Raw genomic sequence first — 14066 nt, 5'->3', positions numbered from 1 at the left:
AGTTGGCGTAAATAATTGTCGTTGGGATAAGGCAATAGGCAATAGGCAATAGGCATAAGGGTTTTAGCTTAGTTCATTTTTCTTCATATAATTTGGATTTATTGTGCCGACTTACTTAAACTGATAAGGGCGGAGGAAATCGGATATCTGCACTGAACTGCTCCACATTAGCGCTGCGATGAATCGGTAAAACATATTCTAAATTTTCGTGGGGGCGGGGAATAATATGAGAAGAAAGCATCTCGCCACCGTTAACTCGCAGCACCGCCTTTAGCCCTGCTGTCACCGCCACATTCACCTCGCCCACAACCCCCCGAATTAACACGGTAATTCGCCCCAAATCCGTATTTTCATAACCAACAAGAGTTACACGGGCAGCTTTACACATAGCATCTCCCACTTCCACTGCTGTGGGAACGCCATAAACTTCAATCATGCCTAGTGCCAATGTCATGCTATAACTATAATTTGGAAATTCAGGGTTAATTATCATACTACAAAGTTTCAATTTTTTATAGAAACTTACTTAATTTTTAATCGATAAATAATAAACGTTAAATACAAAACTGCTAATGCTTATAATCAAGGGGATTTGGAGTTTTTGCTTGCTGCTTTTATTCCTTCTGTGGGGTGGCGATGCTTTTGCAGGAGAGTTGTCTGAACGGTTAGCAAATTTTCCTCAATGGGAAAAATTAACTTCAGTGCAACCCGCTTCGGGTGATTTAGTTTACCCTGAATGGATGGCTGGTTCTTGGCAAGTTACAAGTACGTTGGTAGATTTGGCTGCGCCTTTGGCACCAGATATAGTAACTCCAGGGTTTGAAGGTAATCGCCGACAATTAAATCAGCCTGTGAGTTTTGTAGTCAGATTTGTCAAAGAGCAACCATATCTTTCGGGGTTAAAAATATTACCTCGGTTAAATAACCAATCCCCAATTGTTGTCGCAGATAGAGCGTTTAATAGCTTGAATTTGGCAAAAGCTTATTTAGGAGATGAAGCAGTTTTATTAGTCAAAGTAGATCCAGATTCACCTAATCGTCAGATTACGTTCTTACGTAGCAGTCGCCAACTAGTTTCCATTGTGACTGCACGGGGTACAGAAACTACCCCTGATGGCAAGTTCATCACCACAGAAGTGTTTCAACAATTATTTAAAGGCGGCTCACGCCCCTATTTGAACTCTGTAGAATCTACCACCGCTTATCATAAACTTCCAACAGCTAATTCGGCGATTGAAGCAGATCAAGTTACCGCTGTTTATCTTTCACCCCAAGATCCAGATTACTTTAAAGCTGGTTTTCGACCAGTTGCTCTCTATCGCTATCATCTAGAATTTGTCCCCACAGAAATGCCCACTACTCCAAAGGAATGATTTAAATCTATAGCCCTTGACTAGTTTGTAATACAAATGTAGTATATAAATTCCAAGTTTACGATCGCGCTCTTGGACGGTGTGCATCATGGCAAAATTTCAAGATATTGTTAATTACTTTCATTCTTACTGGAAGCTTAGTCTTTTCAGTATTACAGCATCTAGCATTTACGAAGTTATTGATTTAGCTGTACCTTACGCGATCGGGCAGATTTTAAACGTTTTGTCTAATCAGCCTTTAGATAAACCACTTCAAAGTGCGATCGCAACTTTTTCAAACATCACCAATTACCCAGTCAATAAAACTCTATCTTTAGGTGTCTTACTGGGTTTAATTTTCGTTGTCACCGTAGTGAAAGCGCCAACACAACCGTGGTTAGGCACTTGGTTTCATTGGGATATACCTTTAAGGGTGCGTCGGGAGAAAGCCCAAACAGCCATAGAAAAAATTCTGACTCTCCCACTCGAATTTTATGATGAAAATAACCCCGGACGTATTGCTGGAAGAATAGCAAGAGGTATTTCTAACCACACTTTTAGTTACCCTGAAGTTGCCGGACAGTTGATTCCTAAACTAGCTCGTGTACTAGGAATTTTCTTGTTTATTTTGGTGATTGAATGGCGAATTGCAGTTCTATATCTAATCTCCTTTGTAGTTATCCTTGGCTTAACTTTGAAGGATTTAAAACGGTTGATTGGGCACGAAACTATTTTGGATAAATACGGAGAGGATACCGAAAGCCGTACTTCCGAATTGATCACTAATATCAAAACAGTGAAAGCATTTGCTAGAGAAGCTAGGGAACTGAAACGGCAAAAGCAACGTTTAGATCGTGAACTAACGGTGATTGAGCAGCGCATCCACAAAGGTTATACGATACTGGCTACTTGGCAAAGGACTGTAATTCAGTTTTGCGTATTTACAATTCTGGGTTTGACTTTAGCAGCAACATTAGATGGGAGAATTTCTCTCGGTCACTTTGTCATGACCTTAACTCTTTCTAGCATGGCTTATGCCGAATTAGAACCTATTAGTAATTTGGCAGAAGTTTTTGCCCGTCGTTATTCTCCCATGCTGCGGTTTCACGAATTTTTGCAAGAGCCAACTGCATCTGATTCAGCTAGTCTTTTAGAAGAGAGCAACCAGACAGAATCACCTTATAAATTTACTGGAAAAGTTGAGTTATCACACCTCAGTTTTGGATATGATGCCAAGCGTCAAGTTTTGCAAGATATTAACTTGTTGATTGAGCCATACCAAACAGTGGCGTTAGTAGGGCGTTCCGGTTCTGGTAAGTCGACTTTAGTGAAATTGCTGTTGCGATATTTTGAACCTCAAGAAGGTCAAATTCTGATTGATGGTCAAGATATTCGGACTTTAGATGTGGGTAAGTATAGACGGAGATTAGCGATCGTTCACCAAGAAGTAGACGTTTTCAACGGTACTATATTGGATAACCTCACCTACGGCAGACCAAATGCCACTTTGGAGCAGGTTCAGGAAGCCTGTAGAATTGCTAGAGTCGATGAAGTAGTGCAGCATTTACCCAAAGGTTATTACACCGTCGTGGGGGAACGAGGTGTCAGGTTATCTGGAGGACAAAGACAACGGTTGGGAATTGCTAGGGCGTTGTTAGTGGAACCAGATGTACTGATTTTTGACGAAGCCACCTCTAGCTTAGATTATGAATCTGAGCGTTCAATTCAGCTAGCGATGCGATCGATTCAAGGCACTTGCACCACCATCGTAATTGCCCACCGTCTAAGCACAGTGCGAGAAGCCGATAAAATTGTCGTTCTAGAGCAAGGAAAGATTGTAGAAGTCGGTAGCCACGACGAACTCTTGCGTCACGAGGGTATTTATCGCCGCTTACACTCCCTGCAAGAAACAGGAGAACTCCTGAGTTAGGCGAGAATACACATTTTCACATTTTGGATATTGGATTTTAGGCTTGCTGGATTAAAGTATGAATCTGGATGTAGAGACGTAGCAGTGCTACGTCTCTACAAGGATTTTGGTATTATGCAAAATCATTTTCATACATGGAATCAGCAACGCCGGATTTCAATACTTTTCGGTTAAGCATTTTTAACTCGGAATCGGGTAAAGGGTAAAGGGTAAGGGTTAAAGGTTTTTTCTTTCCCTTTTTCCCTTTCCCCTTTTCCCCTTAACCGAGAAGTATTGCGCCGGATTTTAGATTGTTCCCACAAATCAATCCGCTTGAAAAAAGTCGACCTTATTATTAATAAGATCGACTTTTTTCCAATTGTACCCAACAGTATTTTGTACCACACTGGAAATTCTGAGCCACCAGTCATAATGTATAAGCTAATCGGCATTTAAATTGCAAAGTAAGTCACTTGAGAGCTACTTAACTTAATCCTCGCTTACTCTGATTAAATATGTGGCTAATCTCTCTGCCGTCCATCTACCAAATTCATAACCGAAATCTAATGGTTCTTTATCAACCGTTTTTAATAACAGTTCGATGTATTCAGGAGTTGCTTTCCAATAATGCTCCTCGCTAAACTAAGATTTGCTCTTATCGGCTTCATTCTGGGCCGCCTCACTGTATTTCTTATATAGTTGAGTCCGAATCTTAGCTTCCTGATAACGGCTGTGGGTTTGTGGTACCGTGCCCATTAAATCTGAAGCCCGTTGCCACCTAGCGGCAATCTCTAGCCACTGAGTTGAGCTTGTGGCTGTTTTACCAGATGCAGAAGCTTGGTTGGCAATTCGCACAGAGACTGCAAATGGGTCATCAGATAGTTCAGAAAAGCTATTGTTAGGATTACCCGATGGAGTTTGGGTTTTCTTCTCGTTAGGATTTTCTGTAGTTAAAGATTTGGAGGTTTCTAATTGCATTAGGTTTTTCAGTTGATTACCTAACTGGGCATAAACAACCCAACTTAGCAGCAATAGTGAGCATAAACCAGCCGCTACTAATGTTTTTGTTTTAGGTTTGTTTTGGTGTTTTTCTTTGTTAATAAGTACTAAAGGACGAGAGACTGGAGTTTTAGGGAAATTTGGTTTTCCTAGTTCAGCTTGAGCTTCTGTAAAATCCTTAATTAGTTGCTTTACAATATTGGGCTGAATTAATGCAATTTCCTGTGACCAAAGCAATTGGTTATCGCGATCATTATCTATTTCCTTTAACCACAGTAATTGTTGCTCCCGAACAATTCGACTGTTGATATTGACTCGGCGAATGTGACGCGGGGCAATAGAATTAAGGATTTGCTGGATTTGTTCCACGAGGGAAGATTGCTCAAGTTGCTCTACCCTAGCCGCCTCACACAGAAGTTGTAAGACACCATCAGAAAAAATGGCTCTAGTTCTGACACCAGACTTGGCTAGCTTTTCGTTCAATAGCTGAATAATCGCAGCAACGCTACCTTGGTGAGCTTGCCAAACGATATCATTTATCCGGTCTACCATCTCAAATTTAGTGATAGCTCTTCCACCCTGACTGATTAACGTATTCATTAATTTAGGGACTCTTTTCTACTGACCTTGATCTTGTTTTCGATTTTACGAGTAAAAAGATGAGTTGCCAAATAAAATCATAAATATAGAGTTTCCCTTTTCGCTTCGGCAAGAACGCTCATCGCACTAAGTTAATTTGACACTCTCGCATCTTGAAAGCGTAGAATTCTTTGGCTGAAACTTGGCTTTCAGGATAACGTTCATGCTGGCGGACGAGCTACCTGTTTGACATAGTACATGATGATGTCTTTTAGCGTAGGCGTAGCCCGCCATAGGCATCGCCTTTGCTTATGCGATCGGGCAAAACACCTGCCAAGAGCGATCGCTTGCTCTATGGCTAAATAGCATCAGGATCAACACCTAGCGATCGCAAATGTTCTTTCAACCTTTCCACCTGTGACTGGGCTTGTTCCCTCGCCAATCTTTCCTGTTTCAGCGCCTCTGCCAACTCCTCTGGAATTAGCAACTTTTCCCCAGTGTCTTCTCGATAAAAACCAATCAGTTGCCCCTCTACTTGCAAGCGCAGCTGCAAAGGTTCACATCGACTATCTGTAATTGGCTCATACACCTCGCCTCGCAGCCGATACCCTTGCAATTGCTCCTTAATCCACTCTCCCTTGGGATCAAATAACCAGTATTCCAGTACCCCCAACTGTTCATACAGCGTCTTCTTGAAACCCGTATCCTGGTTTTTAGTGCCCTCCGAGGTCATCTCAAAGATTACTACAGGTACTTGTCCCTCTTCCCATATCTTGTAATTATCCCGGCCTCCAGGAGCAACATTAAAAATCACCATTACATCTGGAGCTACCCGTAATCTCGGAAAACCCTGAGCATAATAAAGAAACTGGTTACTCAAAACCGTTGCTTGCCTATCGAGCAAATATTGCCTCAATACTTCTAAAGTTGCCAGTAGGGCACATAAATGAACATAACTTTCTGCCAAAGGTTCACCATCCGAGCTTGGGTAAAAAACTTCTGTTGGTTGAGAACTAGGTAAGAGGCTAGTCACGTCGCTTCGCTCCGAATTCAAAATTCAAAATTCAAAATTAACAATCCCCATAAATAAATTTAGTTACTGCGTATCATTTTTTGCTTCGGTCATAATTAGCTACCTGATTAAGAGGATGGGTGCATGATTATATTATCTCAGAGGCTTTTGCTGATATTTCTGGAACTGTCACGCCGCCAGATATTGTTCATAAACCAAACAAAATAGCTGTATTAAAATAATTTTCTGAGTAATTCTCGCTTTTTTTGCCTTTTTGTCAGAATGGCAAGATTATTCAGCACAGCGATCGCTACATTAGAAGATATATAAATCAAAATCATTGTTGATTTTTATTCGTTCGCAGTTCACACAAAACCATGAGTGCAAGTACCATTATTTCAGACAATCCCCTACTTCAAGGCACTGGTTTACCTCCCTTTGCAGAGATTAAACCAGAACGAGTAGTACCAGCCTTCAATCAGTTGTTGGCAGAACTTGACCAGCAGCTTGCCACCTTAGAGTCTAATGTACAGCCTACTTGGAGTGGTTTAGTAGAACCCTTAGAAAAGCTGACAGAACGGCTTACCTGGAGTTGGGGGGTAGTGAATCATTTAATGGGTGTTAAAAATAGCCCAGAACTGCGCGAAGCTCATGAAATCGTACAGCCACTAGTTGTACAATTTATCAACAAGCTTGGTCAAAGCAAACCTATCTATAATGCTTTTAAGGCACTCCGCACCAGTGATAGTTGGGCAACCTTAGAATTAGCCCAACAGCGCATTGTAGAAGCCGCTATTCGAGATGCAGAACTTTCTGGTGTTGGCTTAGAAGGAGAGGCAAGAGAGCGTTTCAACGCCATCCAAATGGAGTTAGCAGAACTTTCTACCAAATTCTCTAACCATGTACTTGATGCCACTAAAGCCTTTAGCTTAACCCTAACAACACAAGCGGAAATTGACGGTTTACCACCAAGCTTAGTGAGTTTAGCAGCCCAAGCGGCTCGTGCAGCTGGCGAAAGCAATGCCACACCAGAAAATGGCCCCTGGCGGATTACTTTGGACTTCCCCAGCTATGGCCCCTTCATGCAGCACAGTACCCGTCGAGATTTGCGCGAAAAGCTCTACAAAGCTCATATCACCCGCGCTTCTAGTGGGGATTTGGATAACAACCCCTTAATTGAGCGCATTTTGAAGTTGCGCCAAGAACTCGCAGATATACTAGGCTTTAAAAGTTTTGCCCAATTGAGCCTAGCTAGTAAAATGGCTCCCAACGTTGAGGCAGTCAACGCCCTATTAGAAGAACTACGCCGCGCTAGTTATGATGCTGCTATCAAAGACTTGGCAGAACTCAAAGCTTTTGCAGCAGCACAGAAAGCAGCAGAAGCTGAGGATTTAAAACACTGGGATATCAGCTTTTGGGCAGAACGCCAACGAGAAGCAAAATTTGCCTTTACCGCTGAAGAATTGCGTCCCTACTTCCCTCTTCCCCAAGTGTTAGACGGCTTATTTGGGCTAGTCAAGCGGCTGTTTGGTGTCAGTGTCATCTCTGCCGATGGTCAAGCGCCAGTATGGCATGAGGATGTCCGTTATTTCCAAATTGCTGACGAAACTGGTTCTCCTATAGCCTACTTCTACTTAGACCCTTACAGCCGTCCGTCTGAGAAACGCGGTGGTGCTTGGATGGATGTGTGCATCAATCGGGGCAAAATCACTGAAAATGGTGTGACTACTATCCGCTTACCTGTAGCTTATTTGGTTTGTAATCAAAGCCCTCCTGTAGATGGTAAGCCTAGTTTGATGACTTTCTATGAAGTAGAGACTTTGTTCCACGAGTTTGGTCATGGATTGCACCACATGCTTACCAAGGTTGACTATCCCGGAGCCGCAGGCATCAATAACGTGGAATGGGATGCAGTGGAATTACCTAGTCAGTTTATGGAAAACTGGTGTTATGAGCGACCCACTTTCTTTGGAATGGCGAAGCATTACGAAACCGGGGAAGCCCTACCGGAGCATTATTATCAAAAGCTGCTAGCGGCGCGTAATTATATGAGTGGATCTGCTACGTTGCGGCAAATTCACCTGAGCAGTCTTGATTTAGAGCTACACTACCGTTATCGCGCTGGTGGTAATGAAACTCCATCAGATGTGCGTCATCGAATAGCTAAGACTACTACCGTTTTACCACCACTTCCAGAAGATTCAATTTTATGTGCTTTTGGACATATTTTTGAGGGTGGTTATGCCGCAGGTTACTACAGTTACAAGTGGGCCGAGGTACTGAGTGCTGATGCTTTTGCCGCTTTTGAAGAAGCTGGGCTAGAAGATGAAGAAGCTATAAAAGCTACAGGTCAGCGTTATCGGGATACAGTGCTAGCACTTGGTGGCGGTCAGCATCCGATGGAGGTGTTTAAAACTTTCCGCGGTCGTGAACCAAGTACGATCGCTTTGCTTAGACACAATGGTTTAGTCAGTGCTGCTGTAAACTAAACACATGTTTGTAGGGACGTTGCATTGCAACGTCCCTACTCGCATCAAATTTTTACCAACAATCCTTAGCGATCGCCAAGCTGCGGAATATCAGTTGTAGTGTAAGAATTCAGCACCCAGGAGTCAGAAGTCAGAATTTAAAAGGAATGCAGTTGGAAACACCATCTGCTGTAATTAGTTTCTAATCTACCTTTCAAGTATCTCTGTTATAGATAGACGAATATAGCAAAGCGATCGCTTATAGTCGTGATGGAAAGTCTAAAAGCATCGTCTGAAACCCTTATTATTATTTCGTCAACTTTCATTCATTTTTTGGTCTACCGACAGTGGCTCCAAAAATAATAATTACTCGAACAAGAAACTAACAATTATGCCATCTACTGAACCTACTCCCAATGAGCTAAATGAGGCTGTGACTCCACTAATAACCCCATCTCTTGATGAGGAAGTAAATCCTGATACCGAGCCGCATACTGAAATTGCAGAACCATCTGCGATATTCCAAGCTGTTGGGATAATTGTTGGGGAGGTGAACTTAGGTGAGGATGGGAAAAACACTATTACTATCGGTCGTTCTCAATACCCACTTTTCTCTATTCCCAAAAAACGCAAAGTATTTGACGCTCTCACCAAAGAAATAGAAACTACTGGCAACCTAACTCAACGACTGGTGGTTTATCCAAAAGCAATTCATTTTCCGCGTAAAGAGGAACCCCATCAAATTGCTTTTCAGTTAGTGGGCTTTGACAGGGGGAGAGAACAAGAGACAGTTTCAGGGGAATTAGATGATCTGGAGTTTAAATTCTCAGGACTGTGGCAGTTTATTCCCGTCTGCCCTACTCCCTGCATTTCTGTTTTCCGCAACTTTACTCGTGAAAGATTGGAATATATTAAGCAAGCCGAGCCAGCCCGCAAGGTGAAATTCATGAAGGCTAGCCATGTACCAATGCTATGGAAAGATGCACCCCTTCGCCCCTTCAGATTTAATCCCAAAGCGCCCAAAGAAGACCAAGGACACCCAGCATTTGTCACCCTAAAAGCAAAATTTTTACCAGGGCGTGATGTTTTTGCTTTTGTGGCGCTATTAGCTCCACCCCAGGAAACTGCACCCAGATTTCTCAAAGCATCCAAAAAGGATAAAGCTACAGTGCTGCAAGAGTCCAAAAAGTATCAAGCCACAGCGAAGCCAAGAGACAATAGCGATCGTCAAGAGCGTAGCCATCAAGTGCAAAAACAAGTGCAAAAACCAATTCTCAAAAAGAACCGTGATCAGGATGGGACTGAAAAAGCTTGAAAAATGTCAGTAGCATCAGCACGCTTATTCCCTATTGCCTATTCCCTTATCCCAACAACAATTATTTACGCCAACTTACTTATCACTTGTACAAAATTAATACGTAGTTATAATCCAATGATTACAGCACACAAATAACTTAGTGTGCTTTTAGCAAAAAGAGCGTGACAAGATTAAATAAGACCGAATTCCTCTCACACTTGGGAGTCGGTTGGACTAAAACAAGTAGAAATGATGGCTTGATTGCTTTCGGCAGACGCACGCTGCCTCTTAAATGGCATCTTGTGTTACTCGTGGCAGGGGCTTTACTCCCAGTTGTACTTTTTGCTGTTGCTGTTGTACACAAACTTTCACTCAAGGAGCGTGCGGCATCAGAGCGCCGCTTGGTTCTAGCGACACGCAATCTCACCGAAAATGTAGAGCGCGAAGTTTCCAGCACAACCAGGACTCTCCAAGCACTGGCAGCCTCTGATCGACTTGACCAAGGTGATTTAAAAGGCTTTTATAACGAGGCGGAGCGCACAGTGCAGACGCAGCCGACTTGGTTAAGTGTGATCCTCCTAACGCCTGATGGACGACAGGTTTTGAATACCTTTCGTACCTTTGGCACTTCACTACCTTTGGCGAATGAGCCTGAAAGTGTGCGACGTGTTGTCGAAACGCGCCAGCCAACAGTGGGTTATCTCGCCTTGGCACGTCTCAAGCGAAAATGGGCTTTCCCCGTCCGTGTTCCAGTAATACGCGGCGGCAAGCTACGGTATGTACTTACCGCCCTCATCACCTCAGAAGCAGTAATTAGCGTCGCCAAGGCTCAGACACCTATGGATGGAGAGTGGACACGTACTGTCGTTGACGGTCAGGGTGTTGTTGTAGCCCGGACTCGCAATCCTGAGCGCTTTGTGGGGCAACGGGGTACGCCATCTTTTCTGAAGCGAATCGCGTCAACAACCGAGGGAATTTACCGCGAGACCACCTTGGAGGGAAGGCCAGTGTACGTTGCCTTCAGGCGAGCCAATTTCTCTAATTGGACGACCGCCCTCGTCGTTCCCATTGAAGTTATTGAAAGTCCAGCTCACCGCGCGATGTGGCTCGTTGTTGGATCTGGCTTGGCGTTGCTTGTGGTAAGTGGCGTGGGCGCTCTCGTCCTCTCGCAGTGGATTTCTCAGGGCATAGCCTCGGCTGCTTGTGCCGCAGAAGCACTTGCCAAAGGTGAATATCCGCGCATCAGTCCCTCATTTATTAAGGAAGTAGCCTTGTTAGGCCAAGCCTTAGAATTTTCAGCTGACCTTCTTCAAGAGCGAGAGCGTGAGCGGGACGAACACTTAAGGCAGTCCGAAGCAGCGCGGGCTGAGGCCCAGACCGCTAACCGCCTCAAAGACGAGTTCTTAATTACCGTCTCGCATGAACTCAGAACCCCTCTTAACGCCATCTTCGGCTGGGCCCAGTTGCTACGTGCTGGAAAGCTTAACCAAGAAAAGACACAGCACGCGATCGCTACCATCGAGCGGAACGCTAGAGCACAGGCACAACTGGTGAATGACCTCCTCGATACATCGCGGATCATCATTGGGAAACTCCGTCTCGAACCACAGCCGCTAAATTTAGCGATCGTAATCGTCAATGCGCTCGATTCGGTGCGCCACGCCGCTGAAGTTAAAGGCATCGATTTACAGCTACAACTTGCCAATGTGGAACCTGTCTTAGGAGACCAAAATCGGCTTCAGCAAGTACTATGGAACCTGCTCTCGAACGCGGTTAAATTCACGTCTCAGGGTGGGCTGGTTGAAGTAAAGCTTCAGCAGACTAACTCACTTGTCGAAATTATAGTGCGCGATACTGGGGTGGGTATTAAGGCAGAATTCCTGCCATACGTCTTTGAGCGCTTCCGCCAGGCCGACGGCTCAACGACAAGGGAGTTTGGTGGCTTGGGGCTAGGTCTGGCGATCGTCCGTCACTTAGTCGAGCTTCACGGTGGGACAGTGGGGGCTGATAGTGATGGTGAGGGCAAGGGGGCAACTTTCACTATTAGACTTCCCTCGATTGCCCGCCGGGACAGCATTAGCGTTCCACCGATGATATCTGCCGATGGCACATTTTCACCATACAAAAGCCTGCACGGTCTTCAGGATGTGCGGGTGTTAGTAGTTGATGACGAACCTGACGCTCGATATCTCGTTTCAGCAGTACTCATGGAGCAGGGAGCAGAAGTGCGTGCCTGTGCTTGTGCAGCAGAAGCACTAAAAGAGGTCTTAGCTTGGAAACCTACCGTGATCCTTTGCGACATCGGTATGCCACAAGAGGACGGCTATGATTTTATCCGAAAAGTCAGGGAGTGGGAGATTGACGTAGGTGGACAAATCCCCGCCGTAGCGGTAACAGCCTTTGCACGGGAAGAAGATAGGCTCAAGGCGATTTCCTGTGGCTATCAAACACACTTCCCCAAACCGATTGAACCAACACAGTTGGCTGCTGTAGTCGCTAGCCTAGTGGAAAAAATTAAACGGTAAGTACAAACAACGCAACTACTCCCAATACGGTTCGGATAAGGTTTTTTGATGACACGCCCTAGATCGCAAAGACGCGATAAATCGCGTCTCTTGCCTTAACCGAACCGTATTGCAACTACTCCCACTTGGTGTAGAAGTTAGACTTTGGGTTTAAGTTGCTTAACAGTCTTGCGCTCCTCTGTGGTCAAGACGCTCCAAACACTAGATTTAAATTCATCTGTCCGGCCTTCTAATAGTGAGTCAATCATTTCCCAAGACTGATCTTCAATGCACTCCCTAATCAGTTTGGCATTGACAATTGTCAAAAAACCTTATTTTTGTAATACCAATCGAACTTGAAGAATAACACTCCGGTAGATAGAAGAGACACTTAACAGAGTATGAGACATTAATTTCGTAAGAAAAAACACAATCTGTAAACTAGCCGTTCAAAATTTGAAAGACAATTGATTCAATTTGAGCGATGGTATGCAGCAAGATAATCACAACCTATGAGCAAACGAGTAATTGTAGTTGGGGCTGGGTTGGCAGGATTGACGGCTGCTTATGAACTCACTTGTGCTGGCTTTGATGTGCAACTGTTTGAAGCCCGCGAGCGATTTGGAGGAAGAGTCCAAACGGTTTCTCTTGGCGCAGAACAGCATGGCGAATTAGGTGCAGAGTTTGTCGATGATAACCATACTGCATTGATATCCTATGCCACTCAATTCAACCTCAAGCTTGAGCCTGCCTTTAAGTTTCCAGATGACATCTGCTATTACATTGATGGTAATTTCTCTACTCAAAAAACGCTGACCGCTCAACAGCAAGCTTCCTTAAATGATTTGTATGAGCAGTTAGACCAATTGTTGACACAGCAAGCCGATCCTGCCCAAACGTTAGCCGAGTGGCTCACCTCACACTCCACTGATCCTTTTGCCTGTAAAGTTGTCCGTCAGCAATCCTATGGACTGTATGCTGCCGATCCGGAGGCGATTGGAGTTGGCTTTTTTGCTTACAGTGGAACTTCGGGCGATCGCAATTTGCGAATTCGAGGTGGTAGTAGTCAACTTGCAATGTCATTTGCTCACTTTTTGGGCGATCGCATCCATCTTAATACCCCAGTTCGGCGGATTCAGCAGCAAGAACAAACCATTTCCGTGAGTTTAGAAACGGTTCAGGGACAGGTGGAAGTATTTGCCGACTGGATTGTTGTCACAATTCCCTGGAGTGTTTTGCGCCATTTGTCTATTGAAGTTCCGCTTACAGAGGCACAGCGAGAGGCGATCGCTCACTTGTCTTATGGGGTATCGATTAAGACTTTACTTCAGTACTCCAACCGTTTTTGGCAGCAATCCAGTTGGGGGTTAGTCGTGGGAGAAACACCTTATCAAACGGTCTGGGAATCTACCGTAACTCAGCCAGGTGAAGCCGGAATTCTTGCTTGTACAAGCAGTGGGACACCTAGCCGAAATGTTGCTGGACACTCTGTTGAATTAGCACAACAAACAGTATCCACGCTTAAGCCAAAAGCTCCCAAAGCGATTGCAACTGCAACTCATGACTGGAGTGCTGATCCCTGGTCACAAGGATCTTACTGCTACTTTGCTCCTAGAGACTTGAAAAGCTGGCGCTCTGACTTACCGTACTCTGCTGGACGAGTCATTTTTGCAGGAGAACATAGCGCTCCCGTTGAATATTGTGGCTATATGGAGGGAGCCATTCGCAGTGGACAACGAGCAGCAGCGCAAATTTCGGCTTTCGTGATTACATGAAACGCAGATTTTTCATACTTTTTTACAGATCATTGCGGTAAATATTTAAAAGCTAAGGAATGTACCCTCAGATCGAAATTCTTACTATAGGTCAATACGCTTGGGTTAAGGGCTACTGGCAAAAATTTTGGGTTTTCGAGACGCGATAAATCGCCGTCTCTACAAGTGTTT

10 protein-coding genes and 1 pseudogene are annotated in these 14066 nt (G+C 44.3%); 6 read left to right on the top strand and 5 right to left on the bottom strand.

Features of this window, described 5'->3' with window-relative positions; genetic code table 11:
• Positions 1–115: 115 nt before the first annotated feature.
• Positions 116–454, bottom strand: a complete 339-nt coding sequence (locus tag VB740_RS32380) for a carbon dioxide-concentrating mechanism protein CcmK (protein WP_323203924.1) — start codon at positions 452–454, stop codon at positions 116–118.
• Positions 455–572: 118 nt separating this feature from the next.
• On the opposite strand from VB740_RS32380, the gene VB740_RS32375 reads away from it, so the two are divergent.
• Together VB740_RS32375 and VB740_RS32370 are read left to right on the top strand one after the other, a co-directional pair.
• The gene (locus tag VB740_RS32375; protein WP_323203923.1) at positions 573–1373 is read left to right on the top strand and encodes a DUF6816 family protein; all 801 of its coding nucleotides are present in this window, start codon (positions 573–575) and stop codon (positions 1371–1373) included.
• An 88-nt stretch (positions 1374–1461) separates the two neighbouring features.
• Positions 1462–3282 carry an ABC transporter ATP-binding protein gene (locus tag VB740_RS32370; RefSeq protein ID WP_323203922.1) on the top strand — a complete coding sequence of 607 codons (1821 nt, stop codon included), beginning with the start codon at positions 1462–1464 and terminating at the stop codon, positions 3280–3282.
• Between the two features lie 489 nt (positions 3283–3771).
• Here VB740_RS32370 and VB740_RS32365 read toward each other — a convergent pair.
• The 3 genes and pseudogenes from VB740_RS32365 to VB740_RS32355 all read right to left on the bottom strand — a co-directional run.
• Positions 3772–3894, bottom strand: a pseudogene (locus VB740_RS32365) (IS630 family transposase); the annotation flags it as partial.
• Between the two features lie 9 nt (positions 3895–3903).
• On the bottom strand, positions 3904–4860 hold the full coding sequence (locus VB740_RS32360) for a hypothetical protein (protein WP_323203921.1): 957 nt from the start codon (positions 4858–4860) through the stop codon (positions 3904–3906).
• Between the two features lie 337 nt (positions 4861–5197).
• Positions 5198–5872 (bottom strand): Uma2 family endonuclease, encoded by a 675-nt coding sequence (locus tag VB740_RS32355; protein ID WP_323203920.1) that lies wholly within the window; start codon positions 5870–5872, stop codon positions 5198–5200.
• A gap of 356 nt (positions 5873–6228) precedes the next feature.
• Here VB740_RS32355 and VB740_RS32350 point away from each other — a divergent pair, with 356 nt between their 5' ends.
• The 3 genes from VB740_RS32350 to VB740_RS32340 all read left to right on the top strand — a co-directional run bounded on the left by VB740_RS32350 (position 6229) and on the right by VB740_RS32340 (position 12141).
• Positions 6229–8340: a M3 family metallopeptidase gene (locus VB740_RS32350; RefSeq protein ID WP_323203919.1), complete on the top strand. Its 2112-nt coding sequence runs from the start codon at positions 6229–6231 to the stop codon at positions 8338–8340.
• Between the two features lie 370 nt (positions 8341–8710).
• On the top strand, positions 8711–9634 hold the full coding sequence (locus tag VB740_RS32345) for a hypothetical protein (protein ID WP_323203918.1): 924 nt from the start codon (positions 8711–8713) through the stop codon (positions 9632–9634).
• A 164-nt stretch (positions 9635–9798) separates the two neighbouring features.
• Complete coding sequence (locus VB740_RS32340; RefSeq protein ID WP_323203917.1) at positions 9799–12141, top strand: ATP-binding protein; 2343 nt, start codon at positions 9799–9801, stop codon at positions 12139–12141.
• 137 nt (positions 12142–12278) lie between these two features.
• On the opposite strand, the gene VB740_RS32335 is transcribed toward VB740_RS32340, so the two are convergent.
• Positions 12279–12446, bottom strand: coding sequence for a hypothetical protein (locus tag VB740_RS32335; RefSeq protein WP_323203916.1), 168 nt, complete (start codon positions 12444–12446; stop codon positions 12279–12281).
• A 186-nt stretch (positions 12447–12632) separates the two neighbouring features.
• Here VB740_RS32335 and VB740_RS32330 point away from each other — a divergent pair, with 186 nt between their 5' ends.
• Entirely contained in the window at positions 12633–13895 is a 1263-nt protein-coding gene (locus tag VB740_RS32330) for a flavin monoamine oxidase family protein (RefSeq protein ID WP_323203915.1), read from the top strand.
• The last annotated feature ends 171 nt before the right edge of the window (positions 13896–14066 follow it).

Source organism: Nostoc sp. UHCC 0251 (genome assembly GCF_034932245.1).
GTDB lineage: Bacteria > Cyanobacteriota > Cyanobacteriia > Cyanobacteriales > Nostocaceae > Nostoc.
The sequence above is the reverse complement of the archived record's forward strand: the minus strand, read 5'-3'. Positions and strand labels throughout refer to the sequence as shown.

Excerpts from the sequence above, each read along its gene's own strand:
- VB740_RS32380 (WP_323203924.1), bottom strand. The coding sequence starts at position 454 with ATGACATTGGCACTAGGCATGATTGAAGTTTATGGCGTTCCCACAGCA.
- VB740_RS32375 (WP_323203923.1), top strand. The coding sequence starts at position 573 with ATGCTTATAATCAAGGGGATTTGGAGTTTTTGCTTGCTGCTTTTATTC.
- VB740_RS32370 (WP_323203922.1), top strand. The coding sequence starts at position 1,462 with ATGGCAAAATTTCAAGATATTGTTAATTACTTTCATTCTTACTGGAAG.
- VB740_RS32360 (WP_323203921.1), bottom strand. The coding sequence starts at position 4,860 with ATGAATACGTTAATCAGTCAGGGTGGAAGAGCTATCACTAAATTTGAG.
- VB740_RS32350 (WP_323203919.1), top strand. The coding sequence starts at position 6,229 with ATGAGTGCAAGTACCATTATTTCAGACAATCCCCTACTTCAAGGCACT.
- VB740_RS32345 (WP_323203918.1), top strand. The coding sequence starts at position 8,711 with ATGCCATCTACTGAACCTACTCCCAATGAGCTAAATGAGGCTGTGACT.
- VB740_RS32330 (WP_323203915.1), top strand. The coding sequence starts at position 12,633 with ATGAGCAAACGAGTAATTGTAGTTGGGGCTGGGTTGGCAGGATTGACG.